This window comes from Pseudomonas sp. 1176_21 (assembly GCF_052850635.1).
The window spans coordinates 17,013-30,847 of sequence record NZ_VXCV01000019.1 but is presented as its reverse complement, the minus strand read 5'-3'; the positions used below and the strand labels follow the sequence as shown (position 1 = coordinate 30,847).

Here is a 13,835-nt window from a genome sequence, read left to right as displayed (position 1 = left end):
CCTGTTCTGCGCCAAGGCTGGCTCCTGCGCGGTTGTGCTCCCACAATTGGGGCAACGACACTAGAATAGGCCCCGACGTTTTTACTCAGAACCCTTCTATGCCCGACCCTGACGATCGCGATTCACTCGCAGGCTTGCCGCTGGATCAATTGGTGGCGTGCCACGAATGCGACCTGCTGCTGCGCAAGCCCGAGCTCAAGACGGATGAAAAAGCGCAATGCCCGCGCTGCGGCTATGAGTTGTACGCCCATCGGCACAATGTGGTCGAGCGCAGCCTGGCCCTGGTACTGGCGGCCTTGCTGCTCTACGTGCCGGCGAACTTTCTGCCGATCATGCAACTCCATCTGTTGGGCCAGAACTCCGATGACACGGTGTGGAGCGGTGTGATCGGCCTGTACAACAGCGGCATGGGTGGCGTGGCGGTGGTGGTGTTCCTGTGCAGCATGGCCATTCCACTGCTCAAGCTGCTGTGTCAGCTGGTGGTGTTGCTGACCATCCGCTTGAACAGGGGCCGCAGCTATGGCCTGCTTCTTTACCGTTTTTATCACCACATGCGCGACTGGGGCATGCTTGAGGTCTACCTCATGGGCGTACTGGTCGCCATCGTCAAGCTGGTGGATATGGCCGAACTCAGCCTAGGGCTTGGCTTGCTGTGCTTTGTCAGTTTGTTGCTGGTTCAGGTCTGGCTGGAAGTGGTGATGTCCCCCCACCAGATCTGGGTAGCCTTGTCGGGAGAAGATGTGCATGCGGGCGATTGACGCAGGAATACTGATCTGTACCGAGTGTCATGAGCTCAACCGCCAGGAGGCGGGCGCCAGCAGCCAGACCTGCACGCGCTGCGGGGCGCTGGTGCATGCACGCCGGCCCAACAGCCTGGCCCGTACCTGGGCGCTGCTGATTACCGCGGCCATCCTGTACGTACCGGCCAACGTGCTGCCGATCATGACGGTCAGCACCCTGGGGCAGGGCAGCCCCGACACCATCATGTCCGGCGTCATCACCCTGATGCAGCACGGCATGCTGCCGATCGCGGCCGTGGTGTTCATCGCCAGCATTCTGGTACCTACCTTCAAGCTGGTGGGCATCGCCCTGCTGTTGTACTCGGTGCAGCGCCACCAGCCGCTGTCGGCACGCCAGCGCATCGTGATGTATCGCTTCATCGAATTCATCGGCCGCTGGTCGATGCTGGATATCTTCGTCATCGCGATCCTGGTGGCGGTGGTGAATTTCGGCCGGATTGCCAGTGTCGAAGCCAACCTGGGGGCCGTCGCCTTTGCCAGTGTGGTGATTCTGACAATGCTTGCTGCAGTAACTTTCGATCCCCGACTGATTTGGGATAACACGGAGTCGGATGACGACCATGAGTGATTTGCCTACGGCTAAAACCCGCCCAGCTTCGAACTGGTCGGCCATCTGGATTCTGCCCCTGATCGCATTGGTGATCGGTGGGTGGCTCGGCTGGCAGGCCTACCGTGAAGCGGGGGTGAACATCGAGGTTCGCTTCGAGAGCGGCGAGGGTATCGTCGCCAACAAGACCGAGGTGGTCTACAAGGGCATGTCGGTGGGTAAGGTCAAGAGCCTGGTACTTGACGACAAAGGCCGCAACAAAGGTGTCATCGCCACCATCGAGATGAACCAGGTGGCCGAGGAGCACCTGCGCAAGAACACTCGCTTCTGGCTGGTCAAGCCAAACGTGAGCCTGGCCGGGATCACCGGGCTGGAGACACTGGTATCAGGCAACTACATTGCCGTGAGCCCGGGCGATGGCGAGCCGAGCAAGCGTTTCAATGCGTTGAGCGAAGCACCGCCGATGTCCGACAGCGTGCCCGGCCTGCATCTGACCCTCAAGGCCGATCGCCTGGGGTCGCTCAACCGTGACAGCCCCGTGTTCTACAAGCAGATCCAGGTTGGCCGGGTGAAGAGCTACAAGCTCTCCGACGACCAGGGTACGGTCGAGATCAAGGTGTTCATCGAGCCGGGCTATGCCGACCTGGTGCGCAAGCACACGCGTTTCTGGAACGCCAGCGGCGTGAGCATCGATGCCAACCTGTCGGGCGTGAAGGTGCGCAGCGAGTCCCTGGCCAGCATCGTTGCCGGCGGTATCGCATTCGCTACCCCCGAGCACCGCAAGGACAGCCCGCCCACCGACCCGAACCTGCCGTTCCGTCTTTTCGAAGACTTCGACGCCGCCCAGGCGGGTATCCGGGTCAAGGTCAAGCTGAGCGACTTCGAGGGCCTGCAGGCGGGCCGTACGCCGGTCATGTACAAAGGTATACAGGTAGGTTCGCTGAAAGCCCTGAAGGTCGATGCCGACCTCTCCAGTGCCATGGCCGAGCTGACCCTGGACCCGCTGGCCGAGGACTACCTGGTCGAAGGCACCCAGTTCTGGGTGGTCAAGCCGTCGATCTCCCTGGCGGGTATCACCGGCCTGGAGGCGTTGGTAAAGGGCAACTACATTGCTATCCGTCCCGGCGACAAGGGCGCCTCGCCTCAGCGTGAATTCGAAGCCCGGGCCAAGGCCCCGCCCCTCGATCTGAAGGCGCCCGGCCTGCACCTTGTGCTGTTCAGCGACAACCTGGGCTCGCTCGAGGTTGGCAGCCCGATCCTGTATCGGCAGGTAAAGGTGGGTAGCGTGCAAAGCTACCAGTTCTCCAGGAAGCAGCAACGCCTGCTGATTGGCGTGCACATCGAGCCCGAGTACGCCAACCTGGTCAATGGTTCGACGCGTTTCTGGAACGCCAGCGGCATTACCCTGACTGGCGGCCTGTCGGGCATTCAGATCAAGAGCGAGTCGCTGCAGAGCCTGATGGCCGGTGGCATCGCCTTCGATACGCCGAAACAGAATGTACCGCTCAAGCGTCGTATCCCCACCTTCCGCCTGCTGGCCAACCAGGAAGCGGCGGATCGCAAAGGCACCAGCATCACCATCAAGGTGGACCGTGCGGACGGCCTCAAGGTCGGCACCCCCATACGCTTCAAGGGGCTGGATGTCGGCAAGGTCGAAGCGGTGGACCTGGCGGAGGACCTGCAGTCGGTGACGCTCAAGGCGCAGATCACCGAGGTGCCCGAGCGTATTGCGCGTGTGGGCACGCAGTTCTGGGTAGTCAAGCCGGCGCTGGGTATCGTCAAGACGGCCAACCTGGAGACGCTGGTCACCGGTCAGTACCTGGAAGTGCAACCGGCGGCGAAGAATCAGGGCCCGCAGCGCAACTTCGTGGCCTTGCCCGAGCCACCGGACCTGACCGCTCGCGAGGCTGGCCTGCCGGTGGTGCTCAGCGCTGCTCGACGCGGGTCGATCAAGGTCGGTGTGCCGGTCACCTACCGTGAAGTGCCGGTGGGCAAGGTCACGGGGTACGAACTGGGGCAGACAGCGGATCGCGTGCTGATCCATATCCTGATCGAGCCACGCTACGCCTCGCTTGTGCGCGGTGGCAGCCGTTTCTGGAACAGCAGTGGCTTCGGCTTCGATATCGGCCTGTTCAAGGGTGCTACGGTGCGTACCGAGTCGCTGGAGACCCTGATCGAGGGTGGCATTGCCTTCGCCACGCCAGACGGCGACAAGATGGGCAACGCAGCGTTGCCGCAGCAGACCTTTGCCCTGTTCGACAAGGCCGAGGACGAATGGCTGCAATGGGCGCCGAAGATCCCGCTCGGCAAGTAGGCAAGGCATAGCCCTTCGCCGACCAGGCCGTCTCCTGCAGGAGTCAGCCTGGTCGGCGAAGGGAGCGGCCCTGTCTTCCCGCCATCATCAAATCGCAGGCAATAAAAAACCGACCCTAGGGTCGGTTTTTTAACAAGCGTCGCTTAGGCAGCTGCAGCAATCTTCAGTGCCTTGATGTGGCCATTCAGACGGCCTTTATGGCGAGCAGCCTTGTTCTTGTGGATGATGCCTTTATCGGCCATGCGGTCGATAACTGGAACAGCCAGGATGTAAGCAGCTTGCGCTTTTTCGGCGTCTTTTGCGTCGATGGCCTTGACTACATTCTTGATGTAGGTGCGAACCATGGAACGCAGGCTGGCGTTGTGGCTGCGACGCTTCTCAGCCTGTTTTGCACGTTTTTTGGCGGAAGGTGAGTTGGCCACCGTCGAGCTCCTCGAAAGACTTGGTAAATAGCAAACAAAATAGGCCGCGAATCATGCCGATGAGTTGATCGGTTGTCAAGGGCGCTTGTTAGGTTCCGCTGAGCGGTCGATTCGCTAGAGGGGATGATTCCCTTCTGGCGCATGACCTGTAAACTCGGGAGTTTTGCTCTGTCTGCTTTGCGCGGCGGAGTATCGCATACTTGGATGCCATTTAGGCCTCTCCTTCATCCATATGGCATGAAAATCTTTCGATGAATCTCCTCAAGTCCCTGGCTGCAGTCAGTTCCATCACCATGGTGTCGCGCGTGCTGGGCTTTGTCCGCGATACCATCCTGGCGCGCATCTTCGGCGCCGGTGTTGCCACCGACGCCTTTTTCATTGCCTTCAAGCTGCCCAACCTGCTGCGGCGAATCTTTGCCGAGGGGGCGTTTTCCCAGGCGTTCGTGCCGATCCTGGCCGAATACAAAAGCCAGCAGGGCGAGGAGGCGACCCGCACCTTCGTGGCCTATGTCGCCGGCCTGCTGACCCTGGTGCTGGCGGTGGTCACGGCGCTGGGGATCCTGGCCGCACCCTGGGTGGTGTGGGTCACCGCGCCGGGCTTCGTCGACAGCGCCGAGAAGTTCGAGCTGACCACCGACCTGCTGCGCGTGACCTTTCCTTATATATTGCTGATTTCGCTGTCGTCCCTGGCGGGCGCCATCCTCAACACCTGGAACCGCTTCTCGGTACCGGCCTTCGTGCCGACCCTGCTCAACGTCGCGATGATCTTCTTCGCGCTGTTCCTCACCCCGTACTTCGATCCGCCGGTGATGGCCCTGGGCTGGGCGGTACTGGCCGGCGGCCTGTTGCAACTGCTGTATCAGCTGCCGCACCTCAAAAAGATCGGTATGCTCGTGCTGCCCCGCCTGAACCTGCGCGATACCGGGGTATGGCGCGTGCTCAAGCAGATGCTGCCAGCCATCCTCGGGGTGTCGGTAAGCCAGATCTCGCTGATCATCAACACCATCTTCGCCTCGTTTCTGGTGGCCGGCTCGGTGTCGTGGATGTACTACGCCGACCGCCTGATGGAGCTGCCCTCCGGGGTGCTGGGCGTGGCGCTGGGCACCATCCTGCTGCCGACCCTGGCCAAGACCTACGCCAGCAAGGATCGCCACGAGTATTCGCGCATCCTCGACTGGGGCCTGCGCCTGTGCTTCTTGCTGGTGTTGCCTTGCACCTTTGCCCTGGCAATTTTGTCCGAGCCACTGACGGTGGCCCTGTTCCAGTACGGCAAGTTCACCGCCTTCGATGCCGCCATGACCCAGCGCGCGCTGATCGCCTACTCGGTCGGCCTGCTCGGCATCATCCTGGTCAAGGTGCTCGCCCCTGGCTTCTATGCTCAGCAGAACATCCGTACACCGGTGAAGATCGCCATCTTCACCCTGGTGGCCACGCAACTGCTCAACCTGGTGTTCATCGGCTACCTGCAGCATGCCGGGCTGGCCCTGGCGATCAGTGTAGGCGCCTGCCTCAATGCCGGCCTGCTGTACTGGAAGCTGCGCCAGCAGAACCTGTTCGAGCCGCAGCCGGGCTGGACCGCCTACCTGCTCAAGTTGCTGGTGGCCGTACTGCTGATGGCCGGTGTGCTGGTGGCAGGCATGTGGTACATGCCTGCCTGGGAGCAGGGGCACATGCTCGAGCGGTTCCTGCGCCTGGGCGTGCTGATTGGCGCAGGCGTGGTGACCTATTTCGGTTGCCTGTACCTGTTTGGTTTTCGTCCACGGGACTTCGCCCGCAAGGCGCTGCACTGATGGCCGGCGCGGGTCAGGCGTCGGTTTTGTGTTTTAGACGCCCTGGCATCGCGCTGCTGCCTGTCGTCGGCGCCCGGGTGTGGTTATAATCGACCACTTTATGAGCAAGAAGCGCGTTATGCAGCTGGTTCGAGGCCTTCACAACCTTCGCCCCGAGCATCGGGGCTGTGTTGCCACTATCGGCAACTTCGACGGTGTTCACCGCGGTCACCAGGCTATCCTGGCGCGTTTGCGTGAGCGCGCGGTAGCGCTGGGCGTACCCAGCTGCGTGGTGATTTTCGAGCCACAGCCGCGTGAGTACTTTGCACCGGACACCGCGCCTGCGCGCCTGGCCCGCCTGCACGACAAGGTCGCCCTGTTGGCCGCCGAAGGCATCGACCGGGTGCTGTGCCTGGCGTTCAACCAGCGCCTGTGCAAGCTCAGCGCCGCCGAATTCGTCGACACCATTCTGGTCGACGGCCTGGGCGTGCAGCACCTGGAGGTCGGTGACGACTTCCGGTTCGGCTGCGACCGGGTGGGTGACTTCACGTTCCTGCAGCAGGCCGGCCTGCGCCACGGCTTCACCGTGGAAGCGGCGCAAACCGTGGAGCTCGAGGGCCTGCGGGTCAGCAGCACGCAGGTGCGCGAAGCGCTGGCGCGTGCCGACTTTGCCGTGGCCGAGCGTCTGCTGGGCCGCCCGTTCCGCATCCGCGGCCGAGTGCTGCATGGGCAGAAGCTGGCGCGCCAGCTGGGTTGGCCCACGGCCAACATACAACTCAAGCGTCATCGCGTACCGCTCACCGGGGTGTACCTGGTCAGCGTCGAACTCGATGGCCAGGCGTGGCCGGGTGTCGCCAACATCGGCGTGCGCCCCAGCGTTGCAGGTGATGGCCGCGCCCACCTGGAAGTGCATCTCCTGGATTTTGCCGGCGATCTGTATGGCCGGCGTCTCACGGTGGAATTCCACCACAAGCTGCGCGATGAGCAGCGATTCGCCTCCCTGGAGGCGCTGAAGTCGGCGATCGATGCGGATATCGCCGCCGCACGTGCCCATTGGCACGGTCAACCGCTAACGAAGAGCCTGAAATGACCGACTATAAAGCCACGCTAAACCTTCCGGACACCGCCTTCCCGATGAAGGCCGGCCTGCCACAGCGCGAACCGCAGATCCTGCAGCGCTGGGACAGCATTGGCCTGTACCAGAAGCTGCGCGAAATTGGCAAGGATCGTCCGAAGTTCGTGCTGCACGACGGCCCGCCCTACGCCAACGGCAAGATCCACATCGGTCACGCGCTCAACAAGATTCTCAAGGACATGATCTCGCGGTCCAAGACCCTGGCCGGCTACGATGCGCCGTACGTGCCGGGTTGGGACTGCCATGGCCTGCCGATCGAGCACAAGGTCGAAGTGACCCACGGCAAGCACCTCACTGCGGACAAGACCCGCGAGCTGTGCCGTGCCTACGCGGCCGAGCAGATCGAAGGGCAGAAGAAGGAATTCATCCGCCTGGGCGTGCTGGGTGACTGGGACAACCCCTACAAGACCATGGACTTCGCCAACGAAGCCGGCGAAATCCGCGCCCTGGCCGAAATGGTCAAGCACGGTTTCGTGTTCAAGGGCCTCAAGCCCGTGAACTGGTGCTTCGATTGCGGTTCGGCCCTGGCCGAAGCCGAGGTCGAATACGCCGACAAGAAGTCCCAGACCATCGACGTGGCCTTCAACGTGGCCGACGAAGCGCGGCTGGCCCAGGCCTTCGGCCTGTCGTCGCTGGCCAAGCCCGCCGCCATCGTGATCTGGACCACCACCCCGTGGACCATCCCCGCCAACCAGGCGCTGAACGTGCACCCCGAGTTCAGCTATGCCCTGGTGGACGTCGGCGACAAGCTGCTGGTGCTGGCCGAAGAGCTGGTCGAAGCCTGCCTCAAGCGCTACTCGCTGGAAGGTTCGGTGATCGCCACCGCGCCGGGCTCTGCACTGGAGCTGATCAACTTCCGTCACCCTCTGTACGATCGCCTGTCGCCGGTCTACCTGGCCGAGTACGTCGAGCTGGGCGCCGGTACCGGCGTGGTCCACTCGGCCCCGGCCTACGGTGAAGACGACTTCGTGACCTGCAAGCGCTACGGCATGGTCAACGACGACATCCTCACCCCGGTGCAGAGCAACGGCGTGTACGTCGACTCGCTGGAATTCTTCGGTGGCCAGTTCATCTGGAAGGCCAACCCGCACATCGTCGACAAGCTCGCCGAAGTCGGCGCGCTGATGTTCACCGACACCATCAGCCACAGCTACATGCACTGCTGGCGCCACAAGACTCCGCTGATCTACCGCGCCACCGCGCAGTGGTTCGTGGGCATGGACAAGCAGCCTGACAGCGGCGAAACCCTGCGCAAGCGCGCCCTCAACGCCATCGAAGAAACCAAGTTCGTGCCGGCCTGGGGCCAGGCGCGCCTGCATTCGATGATCGCCAACCGCCCGGATTGGTGCATCTCGCGTCAGCGCAACTGGGGTGTGCCGATCCCGTTCTTCCTGCACAAGCAAACTGGCGAACTGCACCCGCGCACCGTCGAACTGATGGAGCAGGTGGCCCAGCGCGTCGAGCTCGAGGGCATCGAAGCCTGGTTCAAGATGGACGCCGCCGAACTGCTCGGTGACGAAGCCGGCCAGTACGACAAGATCGCCGACACCCTGGACGTGTGGTTCGACTCCGGTACCACCCACTGGCACGTGCTGCGTGGCTCGCACAACATCGGCCACGAAAGCGGCCCGCGCGCCGACCTGTACCTGGAAGGTTCCGACCAGCACCGCGGCTGGTTCCACTCCTCGCTGCTCACCGGCTGCGCCATCGACGGCCATGCGCCGTACCGCGAGCTGCTGACCCACGGCTTCACCGTGGACGAGAACGGCCGCAAGATGTCCAAGTCGCTGGGCAACACCATCGAGCCGCAGAAGGTCAACGACACCCTGGGTGCCGACATCATGCGCCTGTGGGTATCGGCCACCGACTACTCCGGCGAGATGGCGGTTTCCGACCAGATCCTGCAGCGCAGCGCCGACGCCTACCGGCGCATCCGCAACACCGCGCGCTTCCTGCTCTCCAACCTGTCCGGCTTCGACCCGGCCCGCGACCTGCTGCCGGCCGACGACATGCTGGCGCTGGACCGCTGGGCGGTCGACCGTACCCTGCTGCTGCAGCGCGAACTGGAAGAGCACTACGGCGAGTACCGTTTCTGGAACGTCTACTCCAAGATCCATAACTTCTGCGTGCAGGAGCTGGGCGGCTTCTACCTCGACATCATCAAGGACCGCCAGTACACCACCGGCGCCAACAGTGTCGCGCGCCGCTCGTGCCAGACCGCGCTGTACCACATCAGCGAAGCGCTGGTGCGCTGGATCGCACCGATCCTGGCGTTCACCGCCGACGAGCTGTGGCAGTACCTGCCGGGCGAGCGCAACGAGTCGGTCATGCTCAACACCTGGTACCAGGGCCTGACCGAGCTGCCGGAAGGCATCGAGCTGGACCGCGCCTACTGGGACCGCGTGATGGCCGTCAAGGCTGCGGTCAACAAGGAGCTGGAGAACCAGCGTGCGGCCAAGGCCATCGGCGGCAACCTGCAAGCCGAAGTCACCCTGTTCGCCGATGAGGCCCTGAGCACCGACCTGAACAAGCTGGGCAACGAACTGCGGTTCGTGCTGATCACCTCGGCAGCCAGCGTGGCGCCGTTCGTCGAAGCCCCGGCCGATGCCGTGGTTACCGAAGTGGCCGGCCTCAAGCTCAAGGTGGTCAAGTCGGGTCACGCCAAGTGCGGCCGTTGCTGGCACTTCCGCGCCGACGTGGGCGTGAACCCGGAGCATCCGGAAATCTGCGGTCGTTGTGTCGACAACATCAGCGGCAAAGGTGAGGTGCGTCACTATGCCTAACCCCAACGTGGGGCGCTTCGGGCGCCTCGCCTGGCTGTGGCTGAGCCTGCTGGTACTGGTCCTGGACCAGGCCAGCAAGCACTACTTCGAAGGTGCGCTGAGCCTGTACCAGCAGATCGTGGTCATCCCCGACTACTTCAGCTGGACTTTGGCCTACAACACCGGTGCGGCCTTCAGCTTCCTGGCCGACAGCTCCGGCTGGCAGCGCTGGCTGTTCGCCCTGATCGCCCTGGTGGTCAGTGCGGTGCTGGTGGTGTGGCTCAAGCGCCTGGGCCGCGACGACACCTGGCTGGCCGTTGCGTTGGCCCTGGTGCTGGGCGGTGCGCTGGGCAACCTGTACGACCGCATCGTGCTCGGTCACGTGGTCGACTTCATCCTCGTGCACTGGCAGAACCGCTGGTACTTCCCGGCCTTCAACCTGGCCGACAGCGCCATCAGCGTGGGCGCCGTGATGCTGGCGCTGGATATGTTCAAGAGCAAAAAGTCCGGAGAACCCGTCCATGACTGATACCCGTATCGGCCAGAACACCGAAGTCACCCTGCACTTCGCGCTGCACCTGGAAAACGGTGATACTGTCGACAGCACCTTCGAGAAAGCTCCGGCGGTGTTCAAGGTCGGCGACGGCAACCTGCTGCCGGGCTTCGAAGCCGCTATCTTCGGCTTCAAGGCCGGCGACAAGCGCACCGTCAGCGTGGCACCGGAGAATGCCTTCGGTCAGCCGAACCCGCAGAACGTGCAGATCATTCCCCGCTCGCAGTTCCAGGACATGGAGTTGTCCGAGGGCCTGCTGGTGATTTTCAACGACGCGGCCAACGCCGAGTTGCCCGGCGTGGTGAAGGCGTTCGATGACGCGCAAGTGACCATCGACTTCAACCACCCGCTGGCCGGCAAGACCCTGAACTTCGAGGTGGAAATCCTCGCAGTCAAGGCCCTTTGAGCCAGGAGTCAGCCATGCAGATCAAACTCGCCAACCCACGCGGCTTCTGCGCCGGCGTGGACCGGGCGATCGAAATCGTCAATCGCGCCCTCGAGGTGTTCGGCCCGCCGATCTATGTGCGTCACGAAGTGGTGCACAACAAGTTCGTGGTCGAAGACCTGCGCGCGCGCGGGGCGATCTTCGTCGAAGAGCTCGACCAGGTGCCCAATGACGTCATCGTCATCTTCAGTGCCCACGGCGTTTCCCAGGCCGTGCGCCAGGAAGCGGCGGGGCGCGGCCTCAAGGTCTTCGACGCGACCTGCCCGCTGGTGACCAAGGTGCACATCGAGGTGGCCAAGTACAGTCGCGATGGCAAGGAATGCATCCTGATCGGCCACGAAGGGCACCCCGAGGTCGAAGGCACCATGGGCCAGTACGACGCCAGCAATGGCGGTTCGATCTACCTGGTCGAAGACGAAGAAGATGTCGCCAACCTGCAGGTTCGTGACCCCGAACGCCTGGCCTTCGTGACCCAGACCACCCTGTCGATGGACGACACCAGCCGTGTCATCGATGCGCTGCGCACGCGCTTCCCCAGCATTGGCGGGCCGCGCAAGGACGACATCTGCTACGCCACCCAGAACCGCCAGGATGCGGTCAAGCAACTGGCTGACGAGTGCGACGTGGTACTGGTGGTGGGCAGCCCGAACAGCTCCAACTCCAACCGCCTGCGTGAGCTGGCCGAGCGCATGGCCACCCCGGCCTACCTGATCGACGGTGCAGAAGACATGCAGCGCAGCTGGTTCGACGGTGTCGAGCGTATCGGCATCACCGCCGGCGCCTCCGCCCCCGAAGTGCTGGTGCGTGGTGTGATCGCGCAGTTGCAGGAGTGGGGCGCCACAGGTGCCGACGAGCTCGATGGTCGCGAAGAGAATGTAACGTTCTCGATGCCCAAGGAGCTGCGGGTGCGTTCACTGATCTGACCCGGCGGCCGCGCACAGCGGCTGATCGGTGGCGAGCTGGCGCAGGCTGACCCGCCCGGTGCGTGACAGCACCACCTGATGCAGGCTCCGGGTTCCGGGACTTTCGCACACGTGCAGGGTCCCGGCCTGGAACGCCCCGCCGGCCTGCAGCGGTACCCCCAGCCCGCTGAAATGCACCTGCCGCGCCAGCGGCTGATTGCCCACCACCCAAACCTTCCCGCTGGCACGGTACTCGTGCAGCAAGCCTTCATCGTCGGCGCTCATTCGCCATCCCTTGCTCCAGTCGCCCTCAAGGGCCGTCAGGCTGACTCGCTGATTGCGCAGCAGGGCTTCGCTGCGGGCGCTGCGCAAGGCCTGGGCAAGGTTCTGCGCGCTGGCCTCGCGTTGTAGGCTCACGCTCATGGCGCTGTAGGCCGGCAGCCCTAACTGCGTCAGCGCCGCGATCAGCCCCAGCGCATACATCATTTGTATCAGTGTTACGCCCTGTTGCCCCATCGTGCATCCCTCCCTGGAAGTGCTTCTCTGTAGATTCAGTGCCGCTCGGTTGGGCGTCCAGTCGGCCGGGTAGGCAATCACATGGGGAAATTTCGCAGGAGGCGAACATGGCCAGGAGGCTGCAGCAGGGCATGACCCTGATCGAAGTGATGGTGGCGCTGCTGGTGCTGTCACTGGGGGTAATGGCGGCGGCTGCGCTGCAAGGGCGGGCGTTGCACGGCACCGACGGCGCGCTGCGTACCACCCAGGCGCTGTACCTGGCCCAGGCCCTGCTCGAAGGCGCGCGCGCTGCGGGCGGGTTGAGGGCGGGGGAGGCCAGCGCCTTGCAGCGCGAGCTGGTAAAGGTGGCCGGCGCGTCCGCGCAGGCACAGGTGCGCCAGGCGGGCAATGGGCTCGCACTCGACCTGCACTGGCAGGGCGGTGGCCTTGCTGTACAGGGGCAGGTGGGGCCATGAGGCGCGACACCGGTTTCGGCCTGGTCGAGGCGCTGCTGGCGTTGAGCCTGGGCGTGCTGCTGGTGCTGGCCGGCAGCCGTCTGTTCATCGGTGCGCTGCAGGGTTGGCAGGCGCAGGGCGCACTTGCGCAGTTGCAGGAGGATGCGCGCTTTGCGCTGCAGCGCATGGCCCGTGACATCCGCATGGCCGGCGCATTCGGCTGCCTGCGGCGCGAGGCGATCAGCTTTGCCGACCCTGCCATTGCCGCGGCATTTGCCCTGCCGATCAGTGTCAGCCTCGAACCTGACGGCACCCTGCGCAGCCTGAGCCTGGTTGGCGTGCAGGGTGGGGAGGCCGGTGGCCCGCCCAACTGGACGCTGCTCACCGACTGCCTGAGCACCGCCCAGGTGCAGGCAGGCGAGCGGTTGCCCGGGCCACACCAGTTCGCCTTGCCCGTTCGTCAGCAGGTGTATCGCCTGGTGGACGGGCAACTGCTGCTCACCAGTGGTGGCAGCCACGCGGTGCTGATCGAACATGTCAGCCGGCTGCAGATTGACCTGGGCGTGGCGGGCGAGGGCGGTGAGCTGGCCTGGATGACGGCGGTGCCCGACCCTTCGCGCATTCGCAGCATCCGCCTGCGCCTGACCCTGGACGACCCTGCTGAACGGGTACGCGCGCAAACCTATCAGATGGTCGCCGCCGTACGTAACCGCCTGCCATGAAGCTGCAACGGGGCATGGCGCTGCTGGTGTGCCTGGTGCTGATGCTGCTGTGCGGCCTGCTGGGTGTTTCGGTGCTGCACAGTGCCGCCTTGCAGGCACGCATGGCCGGCAACCTGGTGATGGCATTGCAGGCGTTCGAAGCGGCGGAAACCACGTTGCGGCTCGCCGAGGCCCGTGTGCTGGCGGGTCTTGAGCCACCGGGCCCGTGCGTGTACTGCCTGCCGCCGCCAGAGGCACCCAGGGTACGCGCCGCCGGTGTGCAGGGCGGGGCGGGGCCAAGCTCCGGGCTGGGCTGGCAGGCGCAAGGGCCTGGCTTCTTCCTGGTACAGAACCTGGGCCGCAGCTCGCGCCCCGCGCGGCTGCCCGACGGCCTTGAGGTGCAGCTGCTTCGGGTGACTGCCGTGGGGCGTCAGCAGCAGGCGCGGGTGGTGCTGGAGAGCGTGCTGGCGCAGCCAGTGGTGTCGGCTGAGTGGCCGGCGCAACGTATCTTGTGGCGGCAGATCCACTAGGGGCG

General features: G+C 64.0%; 14 protein-coding genes. 12 read left to right on the top strand and 2 right to left on the bottom strand.

Annotated features, from left to right (window positions below; genetic code table 11):
- The first annotated feature begins 98 nt into the window (after positions 1-98).
- Genes FW760_RS25760 through FW760_RS25750 form a run of 3 tightly spaced genes read left to right on the top strand, consistent with a single transcriptional unit; the run spans position 99 to position 3,661 of the window.
- Positions 99-758: a paraquat-inducible protein A gene (locus FW760_RS25760; protein ID WP_043860301.1), complete on the top strand. Its 660-nt coding sequence runs from the start codon at positions 99-101 to the stop codon at positions 756-758.
- A complete protein-coding gene (locus FW760_RS25755) occupies positions 745-1,368 on the top strand; it encodes a paraquat-inducible protein A (RefSeq protein ID WP_116052268.1) in 624 nt (207 codons plus the stop codon). Before FW760_RS25760 ends, FW760_RS25755 begins: the two co-directional genes overlap by 14 nt.
- A complete protein-coding gene (locus FW760_RS25750) occupies positions 1,361-3,661 on the top strand; it encodes a PqiB family protein (RefSeq protein WP_078479466.1) in 2,301 nt (766 codons plus the stop codon). The genes FW760_RS25755 and FW760_RS25750 overlap by 8 nt, the downstream gene beginning before the upstream one ends.
- Positions 3,662-3,804: 143 nt before the next feature.
- On the opposite strand, the gene rpsT is transcribed toward FW760_RS25750, so the two are convergent.
- Positions 3,805-4,083 carry a 30S ribosomal protein S20 gene (rpsT, locus tag FW760_RS25745; RefSeq protein WP_043860304.1) on the bottom strand — a complete coding sequence of 93 codons (279 nt, stop codon included), beginning with the start codon at positions 4,081-4,083 and terminating at the stop codon, positions 3,805-3,807.
- Between the two features lie 251 nt (positions 4,084-4,334).
- On the opposite strand from rpsT, the gene murJ reads away from it, so the two are divergent.
- The 6 genes from murJ to ispH all read left to right on the top strand — a co-directional run bounded on the left by murJ (position 4,335) and on the right by ispH (position 11,670).
- The gene (murJ, locus tag FW760_RS25740; RefSeq protein ID WP_043860305.1) at positions 4,335-5,873 is read left to right on the top strand and encodes a murein biosynthesis integral membrane protein MurJ; all 1,539 of its coding nucleotides are present in this window, start codon (positions 4,335-4,337) and stop codon (positions 5,871-5,873) included.
- A gap of 118 nt (positions 5,874-5,991) precedes the next feature.
- On the top strand, positions 5,992-6,942 hold the full coding sequence (gene ribF, locus FW760_RS25735) for a bifunctional riboflavin kinase/FAD synthetase (protein WP_054914919.1): 951 nt from the start codon (positions 5,992-5,994) through the stop codon (positions 6,940-6,942).
- Entirely contained in the window at positions 6,939-9,770 is a 2,832-nt protein-coding gene (ileS, locus tag FW760_RS25730; RefSeq protein WP_043860307.1) for an isoleucine--tRNA ligase, read from the top strand. Before ribF ends, ileS begins: the two co-directional genes overlap by 4 nt.
- Complete coding sequence (gene lspA, locus FW760_RS25725; protein WP_043860308.1) at positions 9,763-10,278, top strand: signal peptidase II; 516 nt, start codon at positions 9,763-9,765, stop codon at positions 10,276-10,278. Before ileS ends, lspA begins: the two co-directional genes overlap by 8 nt.
- Complete coding sequence (gene fkpB / locus FW760_RS25720) at positions 10,271-10,708, top strand: FKBP-type peptidyl-prolyl cis-trans isomerase (RefSeq protein ID WP_054914918.1); 438 nt, start codon at positions 10,271-10,273, stop codon at positions 10,706-10,708. The genes lspA and fkpB overlap by 8 nt, the downstream gene beginning before the upstream one ends.
- A 14-nt stretch (positions 10,709-10,722) precedes the next feature.
- Positions 10,723-11,670: a 4-hydroxy-3-methylbut-2-enyl diphosphate reductase gene (gene ispH / locus FW760_RS25715; protein ID WP_043860310.1), complete on the top strand. Its 948-nt coding sequence runs from the start codon at positions 10,723-10,725 to the stop codon at positions 11,668-11,670.
- On the opposite strand, the gene FW760_RS25710 is transcribed toward ispH, so the two are convergent.
- The gene (locus FW760_RS25710) at positions 11,659-12,135 is read right to left on the bottom strand and encodes a GspH/FimT family pseudopilin (protein WP_446444093.1); all 477 of its coding nucleotides are present in this window, start codon (positions 12,133-12,135) and stop codon (positions 11,659-11,661) included. The two genes, ispH and FW760_RS25710, sit on opposite strands and share 12 nt — an antisense overlap.
- Before the next feature lie 137 nt (positions 12,136-12,272).
- On the opposite strand from FW760_RS25710, the gene FW760_RS25705 reads away from it, so the two are divergent.
- The 3 genes from FW760_RS25705 to FW760_RS25695 are packed head-to-tail and all read left to right on the top strand — an operon-like array spanning position 12,273 to position 13,830.
- Positions 12,273-12,620: a type IV pilus modification PilV family protein gene (locus tag FW760_RS25705; RefSeq protein ID WP_088515584.1), complete on the top strand. Its 348-nt coding sequence runs from the start codon at positions 12,273-12,275 to the stop codon at positions 12,618-12,620.
- Positions 12,617-13,321: a PilW family protein gene (locus FW760_RS25700; RefSeq protein ID WP_100633435.1), complete on the top strand. Its 705-nt coding sequence runs from the start codon at positions 12,617-12,619 to the stop codon at positions 13,319-13,321. The genes FW760_RS25705 and FW760_RS25700 overlap by 4 nt, the downstream gene beginning before the upstream one ends.
- On the top strand, positions 13,318-13,830 hold the full coding sequence (locus tag FW760_RS25695) for a pilus assembly PilX family protein (protein ID WP_088515582.1): 513 nt from the start codon (positions 13,318-13,320) through the stop codon (positions 13,828-13,830). Before FW760_RS25700 ends, FW760_RS25695 begins: the two co-directional genes overlap by 4 nt.
- Positions 13,831-13,835: the final 5 nt, after the last annotated feature.

Bases quoted from the DNA above. Each gene is read 5' to 3' on its own strand.
- FW760_RS25705 (WP_088515584.1), top strand. From the start codon at position 12,273: ATGGCCAGGAGGCTGCAGCAGGGCATGACCCTGATCGAAGTGATGGTG.
- FW760_RS25700 (WP_100633435.1), top strand. From the start codon at position 12,617: ATGAGGCGCGACACCGGTTTCGGCCTGGTCGAGGCGCTGCTGGCGTTG.
- ispH (WP_043860310.1), top strand. From the start codon at position 10,723: ATGCAGATCAAACTCGCCAACCCACGCGGCTTCTGCGCCGGCGTGGAC.
- fkpB (WP_054914918.1), top strand. From the start codon at position 10,271: ATGACTGATACCCGTATCGGCCAGAACACCGAAGTCACCCTGCACTTC.
- lspA (WP_043860308.1), top strand. From the start codon at position 9,763: ATGCCTAACCCCAACGTGGGGCGCTTCGGGCGCCTCGCCTGGCTGTGG.
- FW760_RS25710 (WP_446444093.1), bottom strand. From the start codon at position 12,135: ATGATGTATGCGCTGGGGCTGATCGCGGCGCTGACGCAGTTAGGGCTG.
- FW760_RS25755 (WP_116052268.1), top strand. From the start codon at position 745: ATGCGGGCGATTGACGCAGGAATACTGATCTGTACCGAGTGTCATGAG.
- FW760_RS25695 (WP_088515582.1), top strand. From the start codon at position 13,318: ATGAAGCTGCAACGGGGCATGGCGCTGCTGGTGTGCCTGGTGCTGATG.
- FW760_RS25750 (WP_078479466.1), top strand. From the start codon at position 1,361: ATGAGTGATTTGCCTACGGCTAAAACCCGCCCAGCTTCGAACTGGTCG.
- ileS (WP_043860307.1), top strand. From the start codon at position 6,939: ATGACCGACTATAAAGCCACGCTAAACCTTCCGGACACCGCCTTCCCG.
- ribF (WP_054914919.1), top strand. From the start codon at position 5,992: ATGCAGCTGGTTCGAGGCCTTCACAACCTTCGCCCCGAGCATCGGGGC.
- FW760_RS25760 (WP_043860301.1), top strand. From the start codon at position 99: ATGCCCGACCCTGACGATCGCGATTCACTCGCAGGCTTGCCGCTGGAT.
- murJ (WP_043860305.1), top strand. From the start codon at position 4,335: ATGAATCTCCTCAAGTCCCTGGCTGCAGTCAGTTCCATCACCATGGTG.